This is a genomic window from Pseudomonas sp. DWRC2-2, assembly GCF_049897885.1.
In the GTDB taxonomy this organism is placed as follows: Bacteria; Pseudomonadota; Gammaproteobacteria; order Pseudomonadales; family Pseudomonadaceae; genus Aquipseudomonas; species Aquipseudomonas azotoformans_A.
On record NZ_JAFCXD010000005.1, the window covers coordinates 305,438 to 330,905 of the forward strand.

General features: G+C 60.6%; 18 protein-coding genes and 2 pseudogenes. 9 read left to right on the forward strand and 11 right to left on the reverse strand.

What is annotated here, in order from left to right; translation table 11 throughout:
* Positions 1–32 precede the first annotated feature (32 nt).
* Both ACP7EW_RS23220 and ACP7EW_RS23225 read left to right on the forward strand, forming a co-directional pair.
* Positions 33–1,235 carry a M48 family metalloprotease gene (locus ACP7EW_RS23220; RefSeq protein ID WP_426220039.1) on the forward strand — a complete coding sequence of 401 codons (1,203 nt, stop codon included), beginning with the start codon at positions 33–35 and terminating at the stop codon, positions 1,233–1,235.
* Positions 1,223–6,679, forward strand: a complete 5,457-nt coding sequence (locus ACP7EW_RS23225; protein ID WP_426220041.1) for a WGR domain-containing protein — start codon at positions 1,223–1,225, stop codon at positions 6,677–6,679. Before ACP7EW_RS23220 ends, ACP7EW_RS23225 begins: the two co-directional genes overlap by 13 nt.
* Before the next feature lie 383 nt (positions 6,680–7,062).
* On the opposite strand, the gene ACP7EW_RS23230 is transcribed toward ACP7EW_RS23225, so the two are convergent.
* Positions 7,063–7,674 (reverse strand): dTMP kinase, encoded by a 612-nt coding sequence (locus tag ACP7EW_RS23230; protein ID WP_426220043.1) that lies wholly within the window; start codon positions 7,672–7,674, stop codon positions 7,063–7,065.
* A 190-nt stretch (positions 7,675–7,864) separates the two neighbouring features.
* Between ACP7EW_RS23230 and ACP7EW_RS23235 the strand changes: the two genes are divergently transcribed.
* On the forward strand, positions 7,865–8,734 hold the full coding sequence (locus ACP7EW_RS23235; RefSeq protein WP_033902205.1) for an isocitrate lyase/PEP mutase family protein: 870 nt from the start codon (positions 7,865–7,867) through the stop codon (positions 8,732–8,734).
* A 37-nt stretch (positions 8,735–8,771) separates the two neighbouring features.
* Here ACP7EW_RS23235 and ACP7EW_RS23240 read toward each other — a convergent pair whose 3' ends face one another.
* Positions 8,772–9,053: a hypothetical protein gene (locus ACP7EW_RS23240; RefSeq protein ID WP_426220045.1), complete on the reverse strand. Its 282-nt coding sequence runs from the start codon at positions 9,051–9,053 to the stop codon at positions 8,772–8,774.
* 259 nt (positions 9,054–9,312) lie between these two features.
* Here ACP7EW_RS23240 and ACP7EW_RS23245 point away from each other — a divergent pair, with 259 nt between their 5' ends.
* Positions 9,313–10,086, forward strand: coding sequence for an SDR family NAD(P)-dependent oxidoreductase (locus ACP7EW_RS23245; RefSeq protein WP_426220047.1), 774 nt, complete (start codon positions 9,313–9,315; stop codon positions 10,084–10,086).
* Here the strand turns inward: ACP7EW_RS23245 and ACP7EW_RS23250 are convergent.
* Complete coding sequence (locus ACP7EW_RS23250; RefSeq protein WP_426220049.1) at positions 10,071–10,985, reverse strand: LysR family transcriptional regulator; 915 nt, start codon at positions 10,983–10,985, stop codon at positions 10,071–10,073. The two genes, ACP7EW_RS23245 and ACP7EW_RS23250, sit on opposite strands and share 16 nt — an antisense overlap.
* Before the next feature lie 372 nt (positions 10,986–11,357).
* Between ACP7EW_RS23250 and ACP7EW_RS23255 the strand changes: the two genes are divergently transcribed.
* Positions 11,358–12,680, forward strand: coding sequence for an OprD family porin (locus ACP7EW_RS23255; protein ID WP_426220051.1), 1,323 nt, complete (start codon positions 11,358–11,360; stop codon positions 12,678–12,680).
* Between the two features lie 89 nt (positions 12,681–12,769).
* On the opposite strand, the gene ACP7EW_RS23260 is transcribed toward ACP7EW_RS23255, so the two are convergent.
* Positions 12,770–13,354: a methyl-accepting chemotaxis protein gene (locus tag ACP7EW_RS23260; protein ID WP_370737450.1), complete on the reverse strand. Its 585-nt coding sequence runs from the start codon at positions 13,352–13,354 to the stop codon at positions 12,770–12,772.
* Positions 13,355–13,357: 3 nt separating this feature from the next.
* Positions 13,358–14,125, reverse strand: a pseudogene (locus tag ACP7EW_RS23265) (PAS domain-containing protein); the annotation flags it as partial.
* A gap of 327 nt (positions 14,126–14,452) precedes the next feature.
* Between ACP7EW_RS23265 and ACP7EW_RS23270 the strand changes: the two are divergent.
* Both ACP7EW_RS23270 and ACP7EW_RS23275 read left to right on the forward strand, forming a co-directional pair.
* Entirely contained in the window at positions 14,453–14,833 is a 381-nt protein-coding gene (locus ACP7EW_RS23270) for a RidA family protein (RefSeq protein WP_038843294.1), read from the forward strand.
* A 70-nt stretch (positions 14,834–14,903) separates the two neighbouring features.
* Positions 14,904–16,883 carry a peptidase U32 family protein gene (locus ACP7EW_RS23275; RefSeq protein WP_426220053.1) on the forward strand — a complete coding sequence of 660 codons (1,980 nt, stop codon included), beginning with the start codon at positions 14,904–14,906 and terminating at the stop codon, positions 16,881–16,883.
* Here the strand turns inward: ACP7EW_RS23275 and ACP7EW_RS23280 are convergent.
* A complete protein-coding gene (locus tag ACP7EW_RS23280) occupies positions 16,861–17,763 on the reverse strand; it encodes a DMT family transporter (protein ID WP_426220055.1) in 903 nt (300 codons plus the stop codon). The genes ACP7EW_RS23275 and ACP7EW_RS23280 overlap by 23 nt on opposite strands.
* A 109-nt stretch (positions 17,764–17,872) precedes the next feature.
* Between ACP7EW_RS23280 and ACP7EW_RS23285 the strand changes: the two genes are divergently transcribed.
* Positions 17,873–18,313, forward strand: a complete 441-nt coding sequence (locus ACP7EW_RS23285; RefSeq protein ID WP_038843286.1) for an Lrp/AsnC family transcriptional regulator — start codon at positions 17,873–17,875, stop codon at positions 18,311–18,313.
* A 304-nt stretch (positions 18,314–18,617) separates the two neighbouring features.
* Positions 18,618–19,076 (forward strand): annotated as a pseudogene (locus tag ACP7EW_RS23290) (REP-associated tyrosine transposase).
* 203 nt (positions 19,077–19,279) lie between these two features.
* Here ACP7EW_RS23290 and xylB read toward each other — a convergent pair.
* The 5 genes from xylB to ACP7EW_RS23315 are packed head-to-tail and all read right to left on the reverse strand — an operon-like array spanning position 19,280 to position 25,235.
* Positions 19,280–20,740, reverse strand: coding sequence for a xylulokinase (xylB, locus tag ACP7EW_RS23295; protein ID WP_426220058.1), 1,461 nt, complete (start codon positions 20,738–20,740; stop codon positions 19,280–19,282).
* A gap of 6 nt (positions 20,741–20,746) precedes the next feature.
* Positions 20,747–21,748, reverse strand: coding sequence for a LacI family DNA-binding transcriptional regulator (locus ACP7EW_RS23300; RefSeq protein ID WP_426220060.1), 1,002 nt, complete (start codon positions 21,746–21,748; stop codon positions 20,747–20,749).
* Positions 21,749–21,770: 22 nt separating this feature from the next.
* The gene (locus ACP7EW_RS23305) at positions 21,771–22,703 is read right to left on the reverse strand and encodes an ABC transporter substrate-binding protein (RefSeq protein ID WP_028616135.1); all 933 of its coding nucleotides are present in this window, start codon (positions 22,701–22,703) and stop codon (positions 21,771–21,773) included.
* A gap of 29 nt (positions 22,704–22,732) precedes the next feature.
* Positions 22,733–23,710: an ABC transporter permease subunit gene (locus ACP7EW_RS23310; protein WP_016975702.1), complete on the reverse strand. Its 978-nt coding sequence runs from the start codon at positions 23,708–23,710 to the stop codon at positions 22,733–22,735.
* Positions 23,703–25,235, reverse strand: a complete 1,533-nt coding sequence (locus tag ACP7EW_RS23315) for a sugar ABC transporter ATP-binding protein (RefSeq protein ID WP_426220063.1) — start codon at positions 25,233–25,235, stop codon at positions 23,703–23,705. The genes ACP7EW_RS23310 and ACP7EW_RS23315 overlap by 8 nt, the downstream gene beginning before the upstream one ends.
* Positions 25,236–25,468: the final 233 nt, after the last annotated feature.

Sequence of the window (25,468 nt, forward strand, 5' to 3'; positions counted from 1 at the left end):
GAGCCGTATCCTCTCAAGGACGTTTGAACACGATGAGTACCCCTGCGCTGGATATCAGCAGCCTGACGCCATTGCCATACCACCAGCGTGTGGTCGACTACCTGAAAACCCATGAACCTGCCGTGTGGGAATGGGCTTCGTCCTTGGGTGTTCAGCAGGAACACGCCCAGGATGTACGTGCGCAATTGCTGCGTGATACTTATCGCTTGAGCCCCGAGACCCATCCGCAGGCTTATCAGGCCTGTGAAACCGCATTGCAGTGTTTGCAGATCAAGGCACCCGCCACCCTTTACCAGGCTGGCGACGGCGCGATGAACGCGAGCCTGTATTACCTGGCCGATGAAGTGCATGTGGTGTTTTATGGGCCGATTCTTGAGCGTCTCGACGCCCAGGAATTGCTGGCATTGCTCGGGCATGAGCTGGCTCATTATCGGCTGTGGTCGGAGCACGGTGGCGACTTTCTCACCGCCGAGCGGATTCTCAATCACGCCATGGCCGACGTGAATACGCCGCCCAGCCTGGAACAGACTGCACGTCTATATAGCCTGCACACTGAAATCTATGCCGACCGCGGCGCGGCACTGGTGGCCAATGGGTCAGAGGCGTCGATTACCTCGCTGGTCAAGATTCACACCGGCATCGTCAGCGTCGATGCGGCCAGTTACTTGAAGCAGGCCCGCGAGCTGGATGGCAAGGATGCGCAGCTGTCCCAGGGCGTTTCCCATCCGGAGACGTTTTTGCGCTCCCAGGCGGTGGACAGCTGGTGGCAGCAACTCCCGCAGACGGATAACTGGCTGGATCGCCGGTTGCGCGGGCCCTTGTCGCTCAATCGCCTGGATGTGACCGACCAGGTCGAGTTGACCGCCCTCACCCGCGGCTTTATGGCCCATTTCATCGGCTCCCCGGTGTTGCAATCCGAGGTTGTGCTCAATCAGGTACGTGGTTTTTTCCCGGACTGGAAAGACAACGAAACGCCGCTCGACCTGACGACGTTGAATGCCGAGCGCATCGACACCAGCATCCATGAATACCTGCACTTCATCATGCTAGACCTGAGCCTGGTGGACCGCGACTTGCGGGATGAGGCTCTGCTGCACGCCGCGCGCACCGCGAAGAAACTCGGCAGCGCCGATGACTTTATCAGCGTGCTCAAGCGCGATATCAAACTACCCAAACGTGAGCTCGACCCGCTCGTTCGCGCGCTCAAAGCGGAGGTCGACACATGGACCCAGTAATCCAACCCGTCACGTTCACTCAATTACTGCAGAGCCACGATGGCGCCGCCGTGCCCATCGACGATGTGTTGTTTCTGGCGCTGCCACTGCTGCGTCAGGTGGCACAGCTGCACGAACTGGGACGTGTCGCCCAGCTCGGTTATCTCGATGTGCTGCAAGGGCCGGAACGCACGCTGCAACTGCGTAACCCTGAAGGCGTGCCGCCACGGCTGGCGCTGGATGCGATCAAGCAAGTGCAGCCCAATCCGGAATCGGCGCTGAACGTCGTCGGCAAAGTCCGCCTGACTCGGGATTCGGAAAGTGGCGTGGCCATTACCGACCTGCAAGTCCAGGAGGATCTGCATCAAGCCATCGACCACCCGGTGTTCCTTCCGGACCTGCACAGCTGGGAGCATCGTCTCGGGCACCACGATGAGATCACCGACATATTCCAGCTCGGCCAGTTGCTGGCGTGCCTGGCGTGCGGGTTGGATTTTACCGATATCAATGACCTCAAGACGTTTGCCCGGCACCGTCGCAATCTTTTCCAGCTCAATGGCCGGCTCAACCCGGTGCTGGCCAACCTGATCGTCGAGATGACGGAGCTCAACCGCCACGAACGTGCCACGGATGTGGGCTCGCTGGCGCGGCGCCTCGAGTCCTGGCGCGAACAGCCGGCCAGCCTGGATGTCGAGCGTGTGCTGGCCCAGGCCGAAGGCCCGGCGTCGCGGCGTACGGTGGTGCTGGAACATCTGCGCAACCGCTTGTTTGACCTATCGCGGCGCAATCGCCTGCTGTATTTCCGGCCGACCCAGGCCAACGTCAACCTGACCGTGGCCAGCGTGCCGTTGGTGATGCGCATTGAAAGCATCCGGCCCGAAGCGCTGTGCACCTGGCAGCCGACCTTCGGCGGGTTCTCCGAACAAGTGCTGAGCGGCAAGCCCGTTGGCCTGCAACAGTGGCTGCGCTTTGAAGACCAGACCTGGTTGCAGGCGTCGCTGGAGCGCATCATCCAGGAAACCCGCCGCGACCGTGCCGAATTTGGCTTCAGCAACCTGCGCCTGGTGGTGGCGTTCATGCGCTGGCACAACCTCAAGGACACGCCGGAAGAACGCATCGTCACCCCGCTGCTGTGGCTTCCAGTGGAGTTGAGTCGCAAAAAAGGCGTGCGTGACCAGTTCGTGTTGCAGTGCGACGAAACCGAGGCCGAATTCAACCCGGTCCTGCGCCATCAACTGCGTCAGCTCTACGATATCCAGTTGCCGGAAACCGTCGACCTGCAAAAGACTTCGCTGGAAGACATCCACGTCGATATTGCGCGCCAGATCAAACTGACCGAACCCGGCGTCGAGTTACGCCTGCAAAGCAAACCGCAAATCGAATTGATCCACCAAAAGGCCGTGCAGCATCTGCACCACTTCCAGCGCCGTCGTGCCCGCCAGCGCTCGGCGATGCCTTTGGTGAAACCGGATTTCAGCTACGACCGCGAAGATTTCCGTCCGCTGGGCCTGCAATGGTTCCAACAGAAGGTCCTGCCCAGCGAATTGCCGCTGCGCCTGGCCGTAGGCGCCAAACCTGTGCTGCGCAATCAACATCCTCAGATGGTTGCGAGCAGCGCCGAAAACAGCACCTTCGCCCTGCCCGAGAACCAGGGGCATCGCTACGCCTGGGACATCGACCTGACCCAGGTGACCCTGGCCAACTTCAACTATCGCAAGATGTCGCTGGTGCGTGACTATGCGCAGTTGATCGACGAGCCGGCGCAGAACGAAGCGTTTGACCGGATGTTCTCCATCGAGCCTCGCGATGTCGAGGTCCAGGCCCCCGACCCTATCCCACTACCCGAACAGTGGAACGTGGTGGCCGGCGACGCGACACAAAATGCTGCCGTCAGCCTGGCCCGCACTGGGCGCAACTTCATTATTCAGGGGCCGCCGGGCACGGGCAAATCCCAGACCATCACCAATCTGATCGCGGACTACGCCGGTCGCGGCCTGCGAGTGCTGTTTGTCTGTGAGAAACGTGCGGCGCTGGACGTGGTATTCCATCGCCTGCAACAAAGTGAACTGGGCGACTTGTGCTGCCTGATCCATGACTCCCAGACCGATAAGAAAGCCTTCGTGGGTAACCTGCGCGAGTGCTATGAGCGTTGGATCGCCGGCGATGCCCAGTCGCCGCAGTTGCAAGCGCGGCGCGACACCTTACTGGCCGGCCTGAGCCAACAGCTGGGCTTGATCGAGCGTTTTGAACAGGCCATGACGGGCGTGCCGGAGTCCTTGGCATGCTCGGTACGCGAGCTGGTGCGTCATCTGATCGAGCTGCCGCCCGTGGTTGCCAAGCTACCACCCGAAGCCTTGGAGCGTCTGCCCGAGTGGCGTCATTGGCAGGCCCAAAGCGAGCTGACCGGCCGCATGTATCAGGCAATCAAAGAACGTTTCGGCCTCGACAGCTTTGCACGGCATCCTTTCAGCCGCTTGGCCTCAAGCCTGATTATCCATGAACATGCGTATGGTCAACTCAAGGCGTTCCTGGATGAAGCCAGTGGGTTGATGGACAGTGTCGAACTGTTTCTGGAGTCATCGTCGAGCCTACTGTCCGGGAATACTCGCCTGGCAGATGCGTGCGTACTGACCCAGGCCGCCGAGCAACTGACCAGCGCCAACCTGGCCGCGCACCTCGATCTGCTGGAGCCAGGCTCATCAGGCTCTCAAGCGCTGCATGCGGAACAGGCGGCGTTGCAGGCACTGGCTGTACAGCAACACAACGCCCGCGAATCCACCCACCACTGGCGTGAAAAACTGGCGCCGCAAGACACCCAGGCGGCCCTTGAGCTGGTACAGCGGTTGGAAAGCTCGCCGCTGCGTTGGCTGCAACCCTCCTGGTGGCGGCTGCGCCGTGAATTGCAACGACGCTACGACTTCAGCCAGCACGCGATTCGCCCGAGTTTGCGCAGTGTGCTCGACAACCTGGCGGGCGAGCACCGCGCCACGGCCGAGTTACACGCCGAGCAGCAACGCTTGCAAAGCCGTTATGGCATCCCGGACATCGACCTGTTCGTGCACAACCTGCAAGCCCTGCTCCAGCAGCTCAGCGCATCACCGCTGTTGCGCCAGTGGGTTGAGAGCCTGCGGGGTAACCCGGACGCCCTCCCCGGCGTGCGCCAGGAAGCTAGCCTGCGTCAGCCGTTGGCGCGCCTGGCCGAGCTGGTCGCGCAACATTGTGTGTTCGACCCCGCGCCAAGCCTGGGCGAGTTGGCGGAATACTTGCGCGATCTGCGTGAAGAACTCGACGAACTGCCCGATACCCTGCCCCTGCTCAATGAGCTGCACCAGGCCAATCCTGTCTGCCTGGCGGTCGTGCAACAGTACGCCTTGGCGCAACGTGCACTGGACGGCTTGATTGCCCAGGAAAACCTGACCCGCCTGTACCGCGCCAACCCGCAACTGGCTCGCTTCGATGGCCCGGCCTTGAGTTTGGCCGCGCGCCGGGTCAGCCAGGCAGAAAGCAACCTGCTCAAAAGCAACGCTCACGTGCTCAGCGCCACGCTGCACCAGCGGTTTCTGGAGCATGTGAAGCAATCGGCGATGTCGGTGACGCAACTGGACGCCCAGGCGCGCGAGTTCAAGAAGGCCTACGCCAAGGGTCGCCGTGAACTGGAGCATGAGCTGGGCAAGACCATGCGCTATCGCTCCATTCGTGAAATGGCCAGTGGTGACAGTGGCCGGGTGATCAACGACCTCAAGCCCATCTGGTTGATGAGCCCACTGTCAGTGTCCGACACCCTGCCATTGACGCCGGACCTGTTTGACGTGGTGATTTTCGACGAAGCCAGCCAGATCCCCAGCGAAGAAGCCGTGCCGGCCCTGAGCCGTGCGCAGCAGGTGATTGTGGTGGGTGACGAGATGCAGTTACCACCGACCAACTTCTTCTCCAGTGCCGGCGACCAGGACGATAACGAACTGATTGCCATGGAGGACGGCGAACAGATCGCTATCAACCTTGATGCCGACAGTCTGCTCAGCCAAGCCGCGCGTAACCTGCCGGCGACCCTGCTGGCCTGGCATTACCGCAGCCGCCACGAAGCCTTGATCAGTTTTTCCAACGCAGCGTTCTATGAAGGGCGGTTGATCACCATTCCCGACCGTCGTATCGAGCGCCCTGCCCCGGCCCGCGCCGCGCTGGACTCCACGGATAACGAGGCCGTGATCCAAGGTGCCGACACGCTTTTGGAAAGCCCGATCAGCTTCTTGAAGATGAGCGACGGTGTCTATCTCAGCCGCAGCAACCTGGCCGAAGCACGCTATATCGCCAACCTGGTGCGTGAACTGCTGCAACGCGAGACCGGCCTGAGCCTGGGCATCGTGGCGTTTTCCGAGGCCCAGCAAGGCGCCATCGAGCAGGCGTTGGAAGACTTGGCCAGCAGCGACTCGGCCTTTGCCACACGGCTTGAGCGCGAGTATGTGCGTGAAGATGCCGGGCAATTCAATGGCCTTTTCGTCAAGAACCTGGAAAACGTCCAGGGGGACGAGCGTGATGTGATCATTCTGAGCATCTGCTACGCGCCAGGGCCGAACGGCAAGATGCTGATGAACTTCGGCCCGATCAACCAGCGTGGCGGGGAAAAACGCCTGAATGTGATCTTCAGTCGCGCCCGCAAGCGCATGGCGATCGTCTCCAGCATTGAGTCCGAGGCCATCACCAACACCCACAACGATGGTGCCGCTGCATTGCGTGCGTTCCTGCAGTTTGCCCAGGCCAGTGCCACTGGGGATGCGCCGCGCTCCCAAGGCATCCTCGCCAACCTCAACCCAGGCGCCAAGCAATCCTTTGCCGTCAGCCTGCCCAAGGACCACCTGCGCAGCGCCCTCGCCGCCGCGTTGCGCAAACGCGGGCATTCGGTCCAGGAATATGTCGGGCGTTCGCAGTTCCGCTGTGACCTGGCGATCAGTGACGCCAGCGGCGAACACTTCAGCCTCGGCGTGCTGCTGGACGGCGACACCGCAGCGGCCACGGACGTGCGTGAGCGCTACATCTTCCGCCCGACGGTGCTGCGCAGTTTCGGCTGGAAGATCATCGACGTGCTTAGCCATGACTGGCTGCGCGATCCGGAGGACGTACTCAATCGCATCGAATCGCTCCTGCGAGGTGAGGAAGCCCCTGCGCTGCCAGAACCGGAACAGGTAGAGGAAAGCGTCGAGATCGAGGCCGAACGGGCTGCCACCACTGAGGCGTCACCCTTGATGCGCGAGTTCACCTTCGGTGAAGGCAACTCCAATAAGTTCTGGCGTATTGGTGTCGCAGAGGCCGAGGTGACGGTGCATTTTGGCCGTATCGGCACCAAGGGTCAGACCCTGATCAAGTCCCTCGACAGCCCTGAACGTGCTTTGCGTGAAGCGGAAAAGCTGATCGCGGAGAAACTGCGCAAAGGGTATCAAGAGCAGGCGGGTTCAATCACCTCGGGGTGAGCTCAGTCGGTCCAGCATGAATCAGACAAGCGCGTTCAATCTGAACGCGCTGCAGCGGTCCGAAAAAGGGGGCGGCCCCCTAGAGAGCTGTCTGTCATGAGCATCAATTTATGAACATTCGGCTCCACAATTTGAGCAAGGCGCTGGACATAGCGATTTCGGGACTCTTCGTGAACCACGGCAATGTCTTTCCCTCCTATTTGAGGTTGCCCATCTCCAAGCAGACGCTGCTGCCGTTGTACTTGACGAACAAGCTTCATGAACACTTATAGATGAACACCCACTCCCATTCATAGAAAGCTAACCAGCTATAACAGCGCTTTGACCGATACATGAACATCTGACATCGCCCACTTGTTAAATTACGTATCTGGCTGTTCATATCACCGCACTATTTTCTGGATCTCAGCCACCACCTGCTTCACCGCATCTTCGACCGTACCTTCATTACGGCACAGCACCCAACCATGATCCGCAACGGCTCTCTCGAACCTCTCGGTACACACGACATGCTCTGAGTACTTGTGGATCACAGTGCCACCCAATCCACGTGATCGTGCCGTTGCCCTTGCCCATGAAATATCCGGCGCGGTAACGACTCCGACATGCAGATCCGGCACTCGCACGTTTCGCTCCAGATTCATCTGGAGAATCTCTGCAAATGGGATGGTGTGTCGAAACGCAGCGTCAGACGGATACCAGCGATCCATCAGGATAATGCTGCCCCGCGGCTGCTGAGCCAGCACGTTCCGGGAAATCCAGCTACGACTGTCAGCAAAGCGTTCGCACACAGCCCATTCCATGTCCTGCGAAGAATTCCTGGCCAGTTCGTTAACAATCGCCATGGTTTCCCTTCTGTACGGATCGCTTTTTCTCTCGCACAGTCGGATGACTTTCTTATTGTCTGCCCTCAGCGCTGCCGTTACGGCCTCCAGCAGCGTGGTTTTGCCGGTGCCTTTAGGCCCGTCCAGAGAAACAAAAAGCGGAGAGTTCATTTTTCACACAGCACTTGAGGCAATGCTGACCACTCTAACTGCATTTCTGGAATTCAATCAGCTCATCCTTGCATTAGCCCGCACCCTAATGCTGAAACGTCATCATCTCCCCTCCACCCGCATGTTAATCTCACCCCACCACGAATAGACATTGATCGTCACAAGACGATGACCAGAACCAGGAAAGCCCATGCCAAAGATTTCTCACTCAGCCCTGCGCCGCACATTCCGTGAATTGCTTGCCACCCCAACCTGCGTTGAAACCGCCTCCGTCTTTGACCCGATGTCGGCGCGCATTGCCGCTGACCTGGGTTTTGAAGTCGGCATCCTAGGTGGCTCCGTTGCGTCGTTGCAGGTATTGGCAGCTCCCGATTTTGCGCTGATCACCCTGAGTGAGTTCGTTGAGCAAGCCACCCGTATCGGGCGTGTCGCCCAACTGCCGTTCATTGCCGACGCCGACCACGGCTACGGTAACGCGCTGAACGTGATGCGCACCGTCGAAGAACTTGAGCGTGCCGGCGTGGCCGCGTTGACCATTGAAGACACGTTGCTGCCCGCGCAGTTTGGCCGCAAGTCCACCGACTTGATCTCCATCGAAGAAGGCATCGGCAAGGTCCGCGCCGCGCTGGAAGCCCGTGTTGATCCTGAGTTGTCGATCATTGCCCGGACCAATGCCGGTGTGTTGCCGACCGAAGCCGTCATCGAGCGCACCCTGGCGTATCAGAAAGCCGGCGCCGATGGGATTTGCATGGTCGGTGTAGCGGACTTCGAGCATCTGGAGAAGATCGCGGAGAACCTGACGGTGCCGCTGATGCTGGTGACTTATGGCAATCCCAAGCTCAATGATGCCAAGCGCCTGGCGAGTCTTGGCGTGCGCGTGGTAGTTGCCGGTCACGGTGCCTACTTTGCCGCGATCAAGGCGACCTATGACAGCCTGCGTGCCCAACGCCAGTTGACCCACAGCACCGATAACCTCAGCGCCACCGAGTTGACGCACACCTACACGCTGCCGGAAAACTATGTGGCGTGGGCGGAAGAGTTCATGGATGTAAAAGAGTAAGACTCACGCCAGAACGAGGGGGGATCCCCCCTCCTCTTCACTCGCCACGCCGCCCCAGCCTTACAATGCCGGGAAGTCCCGTCGGGTCCCAATGACCCACATAACCCTCCAGCCCGGCAGTGCGCAGGCTCAGCAGCAAGTCGTTGGCCTTGTCTGGACCATATGCCTTGGCGAGGGAGCTTTGCTTGATGGTTTTTTCCAGGATGTTATGGCCCTTGGCCGCTGCGCCACGCTCTAAAGCCAGGAGTGTGGCACGGCCAGCCGACCTGAAACTGATGGAGAAGTTGCCTTTGATTGAGGCTCGCTCAATGGCGTCCATGTGCTTTTCTAAAATGAATTCACGGGCAACGCGTTGCCTTGTTTTTGTGTCATCCGGCATCGTTAAGGCCAATTTGAGGTAGAAAGGTTCTCCTCTCCAAACGTCCTGGTCACGGGTTTTATTCCATGACGGCCAAACTATGAACCTAAAGCTCATAACTCGTTAACTATTGCGTGGATTTTCCAAGGTAATCATCCGCCGTAACCTGTGCCCATAGCGCAAGCACACCGCCTTGCGCAGCACACAAACGGAGCTTTCCATGACCTTATCCACTTCCCGCCAGCTTGAAGGCAAAGTCGCGCTGATCACCGGCGCCAGCTCTGGCATTGGCCGTGCGGCCGCCGTTGTCCTGGCTCAACGCGGCGCAAAGATCGTTGCCGCTGCCCGCCGCCAGAGCGAGCTGGACGAGGTGGTTGCCGAGATCACCGCCCAGGGCGGCATTGCCGCCGCCATCGTGGTCGATGTGACCCGCGAAGCCGACATCATTGCCATGGTCCAGTTTGCCGTGGACACCTACGGCCAGTTGGACATCGCCTTCAACAATGCCGGCACCGAAGGCATGTTCGCGCCGCTGATCGAGCAGGACAATGCGCGTTTCGACCGGGTGTTCGAACCCAATGTGCGCGGCGTCTTCAACTGCATGAAGTACGAGGCCAAGGTGATGCTGGAGCAGGGCTTTGGCAGCATCATCAATAATGCGTCCATGGGCGGCGTGATCGGTTTCGAGAATGCCGCGCTGTATATCGGCACCAAGCACGCCGTGGTGGGCATGACCAAAACCGCGTCCATTGAGTGGTTCAAACAAGGGGTGCGGGTGAATTCGCTGTGCCCAGGCCTGATCGAAACGCCCTTCCACCATCGCGGGATCTGGCCGTCGGTGGAAGCCCAGCAGGCGTTCGCCGCCAGCACGCCGGCCAGTCGTTTCGGCACGGCTGAAGAGATGGCGACGGTCGTGGCGTTCTTGGGCTCGGAAGATGCCAGCTACGTGTCCGGTCACGCCCTGCTGGCCGACGGCGGCTACTCGGTGGCCTGACGGTTACGCGCTTGGAAGAAGTCGATAAATGCCCGGAGCTTTCCGGGCATTTGCGCACGGTTGGCGTAATACAGGTGGAAGCTCTCGGCGGGCGCGGCGTATTTTTCCAGCAACGCGACCAACGCGCCGCTGGTGATGTCCGCCTGGGCAAACGGCCGGAACACCAGGGCCACGCCACACCCCAGGCGCGCCGCCGACAAGGTGGTGCGCATCTCATCCAGCACCAGGCGTCCCTTCACCTGGAGCTCGACATTGGCCTTGCCGATGCGAAACGTCCAATCCATCAGCGGCCCGCGACTGCTCAAACGCTGATGGATGCAGTCGTGGGCCAGCAGGTCTTCAGGTGTGTTCAACGGCGCCGAGCGTGCCAGGTAGTCGGGCGTGGCCACGGCCACCATCGGCTGCGACGCCCCCAGCGGCACCGCGATCATGTCACGCTGCAAGGCCTGGCCCAGGCGGATACCGGCGTCGAAGCCTGCGCCGATGATGTCGCTCAAGCCATTGTCCAGGGCGATATCCAGGCTGATGTCCGGGTACTGCGCGAGAAACGCCGCCACATGGGGTTCGATCAGCGAGGCGTAGGCCACGTAGGAGCTGTTGATTTTCAACGCGCCATACGGGCGGCTGGCGGTGTCGTGTACCTGCTGCACCGAGAAGCGAATTTGCTCCAGGGCCGGGGCCAAGGTGTCGAGCAATTGGCTGCCCGACTCGGTCAACGCCACGCTGCGCGTGGTGCGGTTGAACAGGCGTACGCCCAATTGCGCTTCGAGCTGCTTGATGGTCTTGGACATCGCCGTGGGCGTGACCTCCATCTCGGCCGCCGCCCGCGCGAAGTTCATATGACGGGCCACGCATTCGAACGCGATCAAGGCTGGCAGGTGGGTGGATTTCAGGCTCATGCAGCGTCTCGAAGGGTGGATGCCAATGGTGTGGCGCAGCATAGGTGAGTTCAACTAACCCGGCCACGCAAAAAAATCCGCCGCAGAATCTGCGGCGGCAACCAAAGGATTTTGTCGAAGCAGAGCGGCTAAGACAGCGTCCACGCTACACCCGCAGTCGATTAAAAATAGTGAAGTTTAATTAATCGAGTTTCATCCCTTGGCCCGCTGCAGGCCCCGCAGACTGGGCTTAGAATCAAGCTCGGCAACCACGCCGAACACAATAAAAACCGTAACAGCTCACCTGCAAACATCTGCCCATACAACTTTATGCACCCTCCAATCAGTGCGGTGTTTCTGTGCGCGCGTTCATTCTTCCGGGGAAGTTACAACATGATTAAACAGTCGAGCCTGTTAGCACTGGCCGTGTGTGCCAGTATCAGTCAATTGGCGTTTGCCGAAACGGTCACCGACCAGGCGGACTCCAAGGGGTTTATCGAAGGCAGCAGCGTCACCGGGTTGTTGCGCAACTACTACATGAACCGTAATCGCGAAGGTGGCCGGGCCGATAACATAGACTGGACCCAGGGCGCGATGCTCAACTACGCCTCGGGCTTCACCCAGGGCACTATCGGCTTCGGCGTGGATGCCTACGCCTACGGCGGGCTGAAACTGGATGCCACTCACGCGGACGCCGGCACCGGCAACCTGCCGACCGACCGGCATGGCGACCCCGAAGACGCCTACGGCTCCGTGGGTGCGGCGGTGAAGATCAAAGTCTCCAAGACCCAACTGAAATTCGGCGACATGCAACCCACCGCCCCGGTCTTCGCCACCGGCGGCACCCGCCTGTTGCCGCAGACCGCCACCGGTTTCGACCTGACCAGCAGTGAAATCGCCGGCCTGGACCTGGAAGCCGGACACTTCACCAGCACCAACAGCGGCATAACCAGCAACCATGACCACGATATCTACGCGACCTACGCCAATATCGCCGCCAACAGTGCCAGTTTCGTCGGTGGCAAATACACCTTCAGCCCGTCCCTGAGCGCAACCGTTTATGCCGGTGAACTGGAAGACATCTGGCGCCAGTACTACACCAACCTCAACTACGTGATCCCGCTGGCCCATGACCAGTCACTCGCGCTGGACGGCAACCTCTATCGCACCCTCGATACTGGCAGCGCCAAGGCCGGCGCGATCAACAACACCACCTACTCATTGGCGGCGGCGTACTCGTTCCTGCAGGCGCACACGTTGACGCTGTCGTTCCAGAAAGTGCATGGCGACACGCCGTTTGACTACATCGGCACCGGCAACAACGGCGCGGGCGAAGGCGGCGATTCGGTGTACCTGGCCAACTCGGTGCAGTGGGGGGACTTCAACGGGCCGGGCGAACAGTCCTGGGGCATTCGGTATGACTTGAACATGGCCAGTTATGGCGTGCCAGGGCTGAGCTTCATGGGCCGCTACATCAACGGTTCGGACATCAATGGCACCCACACACCGGATCACAGCGCCTATGTGGGCGACTACGGCGCCGACGGCGCGCACCACGAAACCGACCTGGAGGCCAAGTACGTGATCCAAAGTGGCCCGGCGAAAAACCTGTCGTTGCGTGTCCGCGATGCGATCGTGGCATCGAACGCCGACCAACGTGATGGTGACCTGAATGAGTTGCGGCTGATCGTCGACTATCCGTTCACCTTGCTCTAGTCATCTCCTGTGGTGAGGGAGCTTGCTCCCTCACCACAGAAAGCCCCCTCCTAGCACGCGAGCTTTTCACAGCTAGCGCCCTCGCTAAATCAGCCGACCCAACCCACTGCGGTCTTGGGAATGACTTCTGACTCATCCAGCTTCGACGCGAACATGCTCACCGCCTCCACCGCGTCACTGGTGCTGGTGCGAATCTGCAGGATCACCGAACCCGCCTGATCAGCCAGGCTGACTCCGCGTTGCGCGCCCTCCTGGGTGGCATTCATGCTGGTCACTGCGTCACGGGTCTCCGAGAGGATCATGCCGATCATCTCGGCAATTTCCGCCGTCGAGCGGCTGGTGCGCCCGGCCAGTTGCCGGACTTCATCGGCCACCACCGCAAAGCCTCGCCCCTGATCCCCCGCGCGCGCCGCCTCGATCGCCGCATTGAGCGCCAACAGGTTGGTCTGGTCGGCGATCCCGCGAATGGTGTTGACGATGGCTGTAATCTGCTCGGAACGATCGCCCAACTGCCCCACCAGCCGCGCGGAGGCGCCGATGTTGTCGGCGATGCGGCGCATTTCACTGGCCGTCTCCTGGATCACCTGGGTGCCATGCTCGGCAAAGCGTTCCGTTTCAGAGGAAATATGGTAGGCCCGCGACGCGCCCCGGGAGTCTTCTTCGAACTTTTCCACGCGCTCGGTGATGTCACTGGCGAACTTTACGATCTTGATGAGCTTGCCGTCGCCGTCGTAGACGGGGTTGTAACTGGCTTCCAGCCATACCACCCGGCCATGTTTGCCCAGGCGCTTGAATTGCCCAGTAAAGAATTCGCCATTGTTCAGGCGGCGCCAGAAGTCGGTGTATTCGTGGCTGTTGATCAGGGTCGGCTCGCAAAACAAGCGGTGGTGCTTGCCTTTGAGTTCCGCCAGCGAATACCCCATCACGTTCAAGAAGTTTGTATTCGCGTCCAATACTTGGCCGCCAAGATCGAACTCGATCACGGCCATGGCCCGGTCCAGAGCGACCAGTTTGCTGGAGGTGGCCGCTTCCACCTCCACTTTGTCGGTGACGTCCAAGGCGTACTTGACCACTTTCAGCACGTGTCCGCGTTCATCCAGGACCGGGTTGTAACTCGCTTCCAGCCAGATGGTCTTGCCGTTGGCATGAACCCGTTTGAAGGTGCCTGACACGAACTTGCCGGCTTTCAAATCACTCCAGAATTGACTGTAGGCCGAACTGCTGACCAGCGCCGGCAAGCAAAAGTCGCGGTGTGATTTGCCGGTCAATTGATCCGCGCTGTAGCCCAAGGTCTTGAGAAAGTTATCGTTGGCCCGCAACACTTTGCCATTGAGGTCGAATTCGATCACGGCCATGGAGCGTTCCAGCGCGACAATCAGTCCTTTGTACTCAGTGTATTCGGCCGTCCTGGCCGCCAGTTCTGTTTTGAGTGCTTTATTGAACATGACGTACCCTCAACCGTCCGGAAAAACCGATTTCTTGATTGGCTATCGGCTGGGAAATACGCGACTTTATGCGCTAGAAATGTTTATTTTTTGGCGCCAAATTATTGCTGGAGGCCCCGTAACTCAAGGCTCTGCGTCGAGCAGTGCGAACCGCTCCCGCATGCCGCTGCTCGCCGCAGGGCCAGCCTGCAAAACGCACTGATCCAACGGCTTCGGCTTTGGCGGCGAGAATGCCAGCGTATTGTTCCGCCGCTGGGCGTAGTTTGCCCCTGCGGTATTTTTCGGGGACCATGGGCGCCTTTCTGAACCTGCCAATGAGAGGCGCCCATGGCCAACCACGACCTGCACTACACCCCGGATCCCGATGCCGACTCGATTTCTTCGGATGTGATCGGCTTCAACGGCATCCTGGTGTCCACCCAGATCCCGACCCGCGCCGATGGCAGCCTGGAGCTGGGGGATATCACCCTGCAAAGCGAATGCACCCTGCAAGCATTGAAAGTCGCCCTGGAAAAGGCCGGCAGCTCCATGGACCGGGTGATGCACCTGACCATTTATCTGACGGACATGGCTGATCGCGGCGCCTTCAACGAGGTCTACAAGCGCTTCTTTGCCAAGCCCTGGCCCGTGCGTGCGGCGGTTGGCGTTGCCGCGTTGGCGGTAGAGGGCATGCGCGTGGAAGTCACTGCGATGGCCGCTCAAGCCTGAGTGGGTGCCGGTCAGGCATTTCACAGCTACAATGCGCGCCTCAACCGTGACAAGCCTGACTAAAAAAACTATGTCCTTGCCCAAGCATCACCTGGAATTGCTCAGCCCTGCCCGCGATGTCGCCATCGCGCGCGAGGCGATCCTGCATGGCGCCGACGCCGTGTATATTGGCGGCCCGAGCTTCGGCGCGCGCCATAACGCCTGTAACGAAGTGAGCGATATCGCGTCCCTGGTGGAATTCGCCCGCCGTTACCACGCGCGCGTCTTCACCACCATCAACACCATCCTGCATGACAACGAACTGGAACCCGCGCGCAAGCTGATCCATCAGCTCTACGACGCCGGCGTCGACGCGTTGATCGTGCAAGACCTGGGCGTGATGGAGCTGGATATTCCGCCCATCGAGCTGCACGCCAGCACCCAGACCGACATTCGCACCCTGGGCCGCGCCAAGTTTCTCGACCAGGCCGGTTTCTCGCAGCTGGTATTGGCCCGTGAGCTGAACCTGCAGGAAATCCGCGCGATCGCCGACGAAACCGATGCCGCCATCGAGTTCTTCATCCACGGCGCTTTGTGCGTGGCATTCTCCGGGCAGTGCAACATCTCTCACGCACAGAACGGCCGCAGCGCCAACCGGGGCGATTGCTCCCAGGCCTGCCGCCTGCCGTACACCTTGAAAGATGACCAGGGCCGCGTCGTGGCCTTTGAAAAGCACCTGCTGTCGATGAAAGACAACAACCAGAGCGCCAACATTCGTGCGCTGGTCGAAGCGGGCGTGCGTTCGTTCAAGATCGAAGGCCGTTACAAGGACATGGGTTATGTGAAGAACATCACCGCCTATTACCGCCAGCGCCTGGATGACGTGCTTGAAGACCGCCCGGACCTGGCTCGCGCCTCCAGCGGCCGCACCGCGCACTTCTTCCTGCCGGACCCGGAAAAAACCTTCCACCGTGGCAGCACCGACTATTTTGTTACCGATCGCAAGGTCGACATCGGCGCCTTCGACACTCCAACCTTCACCGGCCTGCCGGTGGGAGTGGTGGAAAAAGCCGGCAAGCGTGACCTGCAAGTGGTCACCCATGAGCCGCTGTCCAATGGCGATGGCCTGAACGTGCTGATCAAGCGCGAAGTGGTGGGTTTCCGCGCCAACATCGCGGAGCCTAAAGGCGAGTTCGAGGAAGATGGCGAGAAGCGCTACCGCTACCGCGTCGAGCCGAATGAAATGCCGGCCGGCCTGCACCAGTTGCGCCCGAACCACCCGCTGAACCGTAACCTGGACCACAACTGGCAACAGGCTCTGCTCAAGACTTCATCCGAACGCCGTATCGGCCTGACCTGGGCTGCTCGTCTGCGCGAAGCACAGCTGGAAGTCACCGCCACCAGCGAAGAAGGCATCAGTGCCAGCGTCACCCTGCCCGGCCCGTTCGGCGTGGCCAACAAGCCGGAACAGGCGCTGGACACCCTGCGCGACCTGCTCGGCCAGTTGGGCACCACCGAATACCACGCGACCGACATCCAACTGGATGCGCCGCAGGCGTTCTTCATCCCCAACTCACAGCTCAAGGCCTTGCGCCGCGAAGTGATCGAAGCGCTGACCGCTGCCCGTGTGGCCGCTCACCCGCGTGGTGGACGCAAAGCCGAGACCACCCCGCCGCCGGTCTATCCGGAAGCGCATCTGTCGTTCCTGGCCAACGTCTACAACCAGAAAGCCCGTGATTTCTATTACCGTCACGGCGTGAAGCTGATCGACGCCGCCTTCGAAGCCCATGAAGAAACCGGTGAAGTGCCGGTGATGATCACCAAGCACTGCCTGCGCTTCTCGTTCAACCTGTGCCCTAAACAGGCCAAGGGTGTCACGGGCGTGAAAACCAAGGTCGCGCCGATGCAACTGATTCACGGCGATGAAGTGCTGACCCTGAAGTTCGACTGCAAGCCGTGCGAGATGCACGTGGTGGGCAAGATCAAGGGGCATATCCTCGGTTTGCCGCAGCCGGGCAGCGCAGTGGAGCACTTCAACCCGGAAAACATCATTTTCCAGGGTACGCACTGACGCTCTGGGAGCGGGGCCACCACCAGCCCCGCTGCAACCCCGCCGCCGCCAGCAGAATTGCCGCCACACCCAGCCATTGCAGCCAACCCAGGCGATGCCCGAAGGCGATCCAATCGACGAAGATCGCCGCAATCGGGTAGATGAACGACAGCGCACCGGTAATGGCCGTGGGCAGTTTCTGGATCGCGCCGTACAGCAGCACGTACATCAAACCGGTATGCACCACACCCAGCGTCACCAAAGCCGTCCAGGCATTGGTGGTGGCCGGCAGACTGTTCCAAGGCACCATCGGCGCAAGTAACAGCGCGCCGGTGGTCACCTGGATCAACGCCATCAGATGCGGCGGCACTTCTTTTAGACGCTTGATGATCAGCGCCGCAATCGCGTACAGAAACGCCGCGCCTAGCGCCAGGGCGATGCCGACCAAGTAGTCGTCGCCAGTCGGTTGGTCGCCATGGGCGGTGACAATCGCGAGCATCCCCAGGAACGCCACACTCAACCACGCGAGTTTCTGCACGGTGATCTTTTCTCCCAGGAACACCGCCGCCAGCATCACCAACATAAACGGCTGCACGTTGTACACCGCCGTGCTGATGGCAATCGACGCACGGGAATAGGATTCGAACAGCAGCAACCAATTGCCGACAATCGCCACGCCGCTGAGCATCGCCAGGCCGAGCTTGGCCCAGCTCAGCAGGTCCAGGCGCAAGTAACCCAGCAGTGCGCAGACCAGCAACAGCGTCAGCCCGCCGATCACGCAACGCCAAAACACCACTTCGATCACCGACACGCCAGACACCAATACAAACCAGCCAATGGTGCCCGAGATCAGCATGGCGGCGATCATTTCCCACGACCCGCGACGGATGGATGTGTTCATGATTGAAGCTCCTCAAGTGAGGCTCAATTATGGCAATCTGCTCAGCAGCGGCTCCAGCGCATAAAAAAGGCCAAATTGCTGGATTGCCTTTACTTATTAGGTGGACACCATGATTGACACCATCGACCAGCAACTCATCGCGGCATTGATGGACGACTCGCGCCTGTCCCTCAAGGCCCTGGCCGGCATTACCGGGCTGTCTTCGCCCAGCGTCGGTGAACGTTTGCGCCGTCTCGAAGAACGCGGCGTGCTGACCCACTACACCGTCGACATCGACCCCAAGCATTTCGGCTACCTGCTGCAAGCCATCGTGCGCATCCGCCCCCTGCCCGGCAAATTGCATGAGGTGGAGCGGCAGATCCAGGCGATTCCCGAATTCACCGAGTGCGACAAGGTGACCGGCGACGACTGCTTCATCGCACGCCTGCATGTGCGCACCATGGATCATCTGGACAGCCTGCTCGACAAGCTGAATGCCTACGCCGAAACCAACACTGCAATCGTCAAGAAAACCCCGGTGAAACGCCGTCTGCCGCCGCTGGGGGACTGATGAATAAAGAAACAGATTTCCTATAGTGAGCCGGCTCGTTGTGGCGAGCAGGCTTGCCCTGTGTTGGGCTGCGAAGCAGCCCCAAGTCCAGGCAACGCGGTTTCGCCTGACACACTGCGGTGGTCAGACAGGGGCCGCTACGCGCCCCAACGCGGGGCAAGCCCGCTCGCCACAATAAGCCCGTGCGTCACAGGAAGCCTGCTCACCACAGAACTGAAGTAACACAAAGACACTGAACTCAACGCGACAGAGTCATCTGCGCTGCTAGCGTGAAAAATCCCTATCCATTCAAAGGAGCAACGGATTGCCTCGCCAGCCCAACTCTCATCTTTTAAGTCGTGGTCGCTATTCAGAATCAGGCTGATCTTATCTGGTCACTGCTGTAGTGCATCGACGCCAGCCCCTATTCAACGATTTCAAGCTAGGGCGGTTATTAGTCGCTGAATTCAAGCGAGCCCATGACGCGGGTCTGGTGAACTCCCTCGCCTGGGTGGTCATGCCAGACCACTTTCACTGGTTGTTTGACCTCAATAACGCAACGCTTCCTGATGTGATGCGCCAGACCAAGTCACGCAGTACCTTGAGCATTAACAAAGCCCGTCGCAGTCAGGAAAAGTTTTGGCAGCGGGGTTACCACGACCGGGCTGTACGCGCGGACGAGGACCTGTTGAAAATGGCTCGTTACATCATTGCCAACCCACTGCGCGCGGAGTTGGTTGAGCACATTGGTGACTATCCATTATGGGATGCGGCCTGGTTATGAAGTGTTTATAAACCTATTGTGGTGAGCAGGCTTGTTGTGGCGAGCGGGCTTGCCCCGCGTTGGGCTGCGAAGCAGCCCCAAGTCCAGGCAATGCGGTATTGCCTGACACACTGCGGTGGTCTTGACAGGGGCCGCTTCGCGCCCCAACGCGGGGCAAGCCCGCTCGCCACAACAAGCCTGCTCGCCACAGGAAGCGGCAGCCGTCAGTCATGCAGCGCTTTTGCCGCAGTAAGCAAGCCTTGGAACTTGCGGTAACGCACTTCCAGTACCACCTGCTGCTTGGCATCCGGAAAATATCGCGCCTTCACCGCCATCCCCGCCTGCAACAAACCTTCCCCCTGCCCGATCGACAGAAACCCCAACTTCGCAGCCCCGATGCAGGCACTCAACTCACTGCCGTGTAACGTGAAGATCTCCCGCTGCAGGATGTTGGCCAGCAACTGCGCCCAATACTCGCTGCGCGCCCCGCCGCCCACCAAGGCGCAGGCCCCGACGTCGGCGCCGGCCGATTGCACGGCGCGCAGCGCATCCAGCAAACCGAACCCCACGCCTTCCATCACCGCATAACCGAGCATCGCGGGTGTGCAGTCGTGGCCCAGGCCCATGAAACCGCCGCGCAGCAGTGGGTCGTTGTGGGGGGTGCGTTCTCCGGCGAGGTAGGGCAGAAACAAAGGCGTGCTGAGTGGCACGGGTTGTTCGATCGGCAATTGCGCCTGCACCTGGTCGAGCAACGTCTGTTCATCCGCAGTGCCCGTCAGCCGTGTGACCCAGCGCAGGCAACTGGCCCCGGCGAGCATGGCGCCCATGGTGTACCAACGGCTGGGCAGCGCATGGCAGAAACTGTGCACGGCGCTGGCCGGGTTGCCGGCGGCGTGGTCGGTGATTGCGACGATGGCTGCGCTGGTGCCTAGGGTGATGAAGCCGTCGCCAGCATTGATCGCACCGATACCGACAGCCGCCACCGGGTTGTCGCCACCGCCGCCAGCAATCACGACGTCAGCCGACAATCCAAGGTCCATCGCCGTCAAACAAGCGCTCGCGGCACCGCCTTCGATCAACCGGGGCATTTGCTCCGGCGCAAGTCCCGTAGCGCGCAGCATGGGCGCGAACCACGCGCGTCGTGCCACATCCAGCCATAACGTGCCGGCAGCATCCGACATCTCACTGATGCGCTCGCCACTCAGGCGCAACCGCAGGTAGTCCTTGGGCGACAGCACACAGTCAATGGCCCTGAACACTTCAGGTTCATGGTGTTGCAGCCACAGCAGTTTCGGCGCCGTCAGCCCGGCCATCGGCAAGCTGCCGATGATGCCGGAGAATTCCGGGCCCAACTGCTCGGCCTCGGCGACCGCACGGGAGTCATCCCACAGAATCGCCGGGTACAACACCCGATCATCCGCCCCCAACAACACCGCGCCGTGCATCTGCCCGGACAGGCCGATACAGGCCACACGCGCAAATGCCTCATGTGTGCGCAACTGGGCCAGCGCTTGCACACAGGCCTGCCACCAATCCTGCGGGTCTTGCTCGGACCAGCCGCTATGACGCCGCGACACGCTCAAACGCACGCCGGCATGGGCCAGCACCGTACCGTCGAGGTCGATGAGGATGGCCTTGAGTTCCGAGGTGCCGAGGTCGATGCCGAGGGAAACGGGATTGCTCATACGGGGTCATTCCACTCCATTACAGCCACATGAATGACGCCATTGCAGGGTCGGCGCCAGGCGCAGGCTCTGGGTCGGCGCGTGGGGCGATGCCATGCGTTGCAACAACAGGTTCACCGCCTGGACACCGAGTGCCTGCACGGGCTGCGCGATCAAGGTCAGGCGCGGCACGAAAAAATCCGCCCAGTCGAAATCATCAAAACCCACCAGCGCCATCTGCGCTGGCACGTCGATCTGCGCATCACGCAGGGCCTGCATGGCGCCCAGGGTCATCAGGTTGTTGCCGGCCATGATCGCCGTCGGCGGTGCCGCCAGGCCCAGCAACTGCACCGTGGCCTGGCGCGCAGGCTCAGTATTGGAGCCGCCATTGACCAGCAGCTCCGGATCAAACACCAGCCCCGCCCCCTGCAATGCGGCGCGGTAACCGGTAACACGCTCATCGGTGGTGCTGAAACCTTCACGCCCGGCGATAAAGCCGATCCGCCGATGGCCATGGGCGATAAGGTGTTCAACCAGCGCCTGGGTAGGCTGGGCATTCTCCACCCCAACCTGGTCGAAGTCTTCACTCATCATGCGGTCCACCAACACCGCTGGAATTTCGTTGGTGCGCAGATAATCCAGGGCCTTTGAGCCGTTGGAAGGCGCCAGCACAATCCCATCGACCCGCCGATGATGCAGCGCCATGACCACTTTCAGCTCCTGCTCCGGATCATCATGGGTGTCGACAAACAGCATCATGTAGCCGTGCTGGGCGCACGCGGTTTCAATCGCGTGCACCGTCTCGCTGAAATAGTGGTTGGACAACGCCGAGATCGCCACGCCGATGGTGTTGGTGCTCGACCGGGCCAGCGAGCGCGCCAGGGTGTTGGGGATGTAGCCCAACGCCTGGATCGCCTGCTGCACCGCCAGTACGGTGGCCGGGCTGACCTTGCGGGTGCCGTTCAACACGTGGGACACCGTCGACGTCGACACCCCCGCCCTGCTTGCCACGTCATCCATGGTGACCACGACGCTGTTCCTTCTCAGTGGATCAATGTTTGCTCGACCAACCGCTGTACGTCGCGACGTTGTCACGGGTGATCAGTTTTGGCGTGAGCAGGGTAACCGCTTCGGCCGGGGCTTTGTCATTGAGAATGTCATTGCCCACGTTCACTGCGGTCTGCGCCATGGCCCAGGGGTCCTGGCTGGACGACGCCTGGATCTGCGTCTCGGTCTTCAAGGCATTCTCGATATCCGGCGCGCCGTCCACCGAGGTGATGATGATGCCGCTGCGCTTGAGCTGCTTGGCCGCCAGGTCGCTGCCGATGGCTTGTGGGTCATTGATCGCGAACAGACCGTCGATTTTCGGGAAGCGCGTGAGGTAACCCTGCATCACGTTCAAGCCGCCTTCGCGGGAGCCTTTGCCGTCCTGGTCGTCGGACAGCACCTTGATATCCGGCGCGGCGGCCAGCGCGGCCTTGCAGCCTTTGACGCGGTCGGTCACGGCGGTGACTTGCGGGCCGTTCTGGATGATCACATTGCCCTTGCCGGAGAGCTTGTCCACCAGGTACTGGCAGGCCAGCTTGCCGGCTTCGACGTTGTCGGTCTGCACGGTGGCGTTGACGCCCTTGGCGTCCACATCCACGGCGACGACTACGATGCCGGCGTCACGGGCTTTCTTGATGGCCGAGGCCATGGCAGAGGGGTCGACGGCGTTGATCAGGATCAGGTCGACCTTGGACGAAATGAAATTGTCGATCTGCGAAAACTGCTTGCTCAGGTCGTAGTCAGCCGACACTGAGGTGACCTTGACGTTGGGGTTCAGCTCCTTGGCCCGCGCCGTGGCGCCATCGGCCAGGGTCACGAAATACGGGTTGCCCAGCGAGCCCATGCTGATGCCGAGGGCCTTCAACTCACGGGCTTCGACGGCTTGGGACATCAGGGCAGCCAAGGCAATGACGGGAAAGATACGTTTAAGGTTCATGCGGGTCTCTCTTGTGATTGTTGTAGGAATCAGGTCCGCGCACCGGACTGGCGATAACGATCCAGCGCCACCGCGCCAATGATCACGATGCCCTTGATGATGTATTGCCAGATATCCGACACACCCAGCAGCACCAGGCCGTTGGTGAGCACGGCGATGATCAGCGCACCAATCAACGTGCCGCCGATGGTGCCGACGCCGCCGGTAAAACTGGTGCCACCGAGAATGACTGCTGCAATCGCATCCAGCTCATAGGATTGCCCCAGTTGCAGGCCATTGGCGGCAAACAACCGCGAAGCGCTCATCACCGCGCCCAGCCCGGCCAACGCGCCGGACATGGCGTAGACGAACAGCAGCACTTTCCACACCTTGATCCCCGACAAGCGCGCCGCTTCCGGGTTGCCGCCCACCGAGTAGATCTGCACGCCCATCACCGTGCGGCGCAGGATGAACCAGGACAGCGCCACCACGGCCACGGCAATGATCACCAGCCACGGCACGCCGAGCACTGAGTCATTGCCGATAAAGGCAAACGGCAGGTCCGGGTTGAATACGGTCTTGTCATCTGCCAGCAAACGCGCCAGCCCGCGCATGGCCGTCAGTGCGCCGAGAGTGACGATAAACGGCGGCAGGCGCATGAAGGCGATCAAGCCGCCATTGACCAACCCCAGCAGCAGGCCAAAGCCAATACCGGCGGCAATCCCGAACATGCCGAACTGCGGCGACATCGACGCCTGCAACGCCACCACGGCCGAGGCCGCCAGGATCGCGCCCACCGACAAGTCGATACCGGCAGTGAGGATCACAAAGGTCATGCCCGCCGCCAGCACCACATTCACCGACGCCTGCTGGGTGATGATCGACAGGTTCTGCACCGTCAGGAAGTTCTCGCTGGCCAGGGCAAAACCCACCAGCAGCAGGATCAGCACCGGCAACATGCCCACCGTGCGCATCAACTCGCGTGCGCGTTCTGCTTTACCAATTGTCGCGATATTCAACTCAGCCATGGGCAACCACCTGATCGCCACCGGTGGCGAGGTCAATAATGCGTTCCTGGGAAATAGCCTGGCCGGAGGCGCCGCCGACTTCGGCGACGAGCTGGCCTTCGCGCATGATCAGCACGCGGTCGCAGGTGCCGATGATTTCCGGCAGCTCGCTGGAGATCACCACGATGCCGACACCGGCCTGGGCTAATTGATTGATGATGCGGTAGATCTCGGATTTGGAGCCGATGTCGACGCCACGCGTAGGCTCGTCGAGGATCAGCACGTGCGGCTTGACCTCCAGCAGGCGCGCCAGCAGCACTTTCTGCTGATTGCCACCGGACAGCGCGCCGACATTGACCTTGCCCGAGGCCACGCGAATCGACAGTGACTTGATCGCATCGTTTGAACGCTGCAAGGCATGCCCGCGATCCAGTACGCCACCGGCATGGGCATCCGGCACACAGGCGCAGACGTTGATGTTGTCCGCCACGCTCATGTCGAGGAACAGGCCCTGGGCCTTGCGGTCTTCGGTGAGGTAGACCACGCCGGCACGGATCGCGTCCGCCGGCGTGCGCAGTTGGGTGACGGTCTTGCCGACCACTTCCAAGGTGCCCGAAGTGCGTGGGTCGGCGGCAAAGATCAGCCGCGCCAGCTCGGTGCGCCCTGCCCCGACCAGGCCGGCAATGCCCAGCACTTCACCGGCATGCAGGTCGAAGCTGCAATGGCGCACGCGCTTGCCGTCGGCCATGTCGCGCACGCGCATCACCAGGTTGCCGGGGTTGTAGGCGGCGTGTTCCTTTTTGTAGAAGCCTGACAGGTCGCGGCCCACCATCATTTTTACCAGCACTTCGGCCGACAGCGCGTCGCGGGTCAACTCGCCGATGTATTGGCCGTCCCGCAGCACCGAAACGCGGTCCGACAGCTCGTAGATCTCGGCCATGCGGTGGCTGATATAGATGATCGCCAGGCCCTGGCTGCGCAACTGCTTGATCAGCGCGAACAGCCGGTCGGTCTCGCGGGATGACAACGGCGTGGTCGGTTCGTCCATCACCAGGATCTTGGCGTGGGCATGCAGGGCGCGGGCGATCTCCACCAACTGGCGCTCGGCAATCGATAGGCTGCTGACCCGTGTGGCGGGTGTGAATTCGGCGCCGAGGCGTTGCAGCACCTCGACGCACCCCGCCTCCATGCCCTTGCGGTCGATGGTCCAGCCACGCCGCAGTTCGCGGCCCAGGTAGATGTTCTCGGCCACGCTGAGGTTGGGGCACAGGCTCAATTCTTGATAGATAACGGCAATGCCGAGGGTTTTCGCGGTGGCGGGGTCGAAACAGGTAATGGGTTCACCGGCAATGCGGATTTCACCGCCGGGGTCGGCTTGATAGGCGCCGGAGAGGATTTTCATCAGCGTGGACTTGCCGGCGCCGTTCTCCCCCATCAAGGCATGGATTTCGCCGGGGTAGACCTTCAGGTCGACATTCTTGAGCACGCGCAAACCGTTGAAGGTTTTGCTGATGCCCTGCATTTCAAGCAAGGGTTCAAGGCTCATGAATGAGCTCCTGATTTTATTATTTTTGTCGTCAGTGGTCCGACTCTAATGTAGAAACATTTCTTTACGCAAGCGCTTGCCTATCGGTTTTTGTGCGTGAAGAAACGTTTCATCAAGCCAATTTATTGAATAGGCACGCAAAGCATCGGTTTTACCGTTTGTCTGCTATTGTCCAAGGACCTCATCTCCTCCTCATCGCCCCCCAGCGATCTTCTGTGAGCATGCTCTGCGCC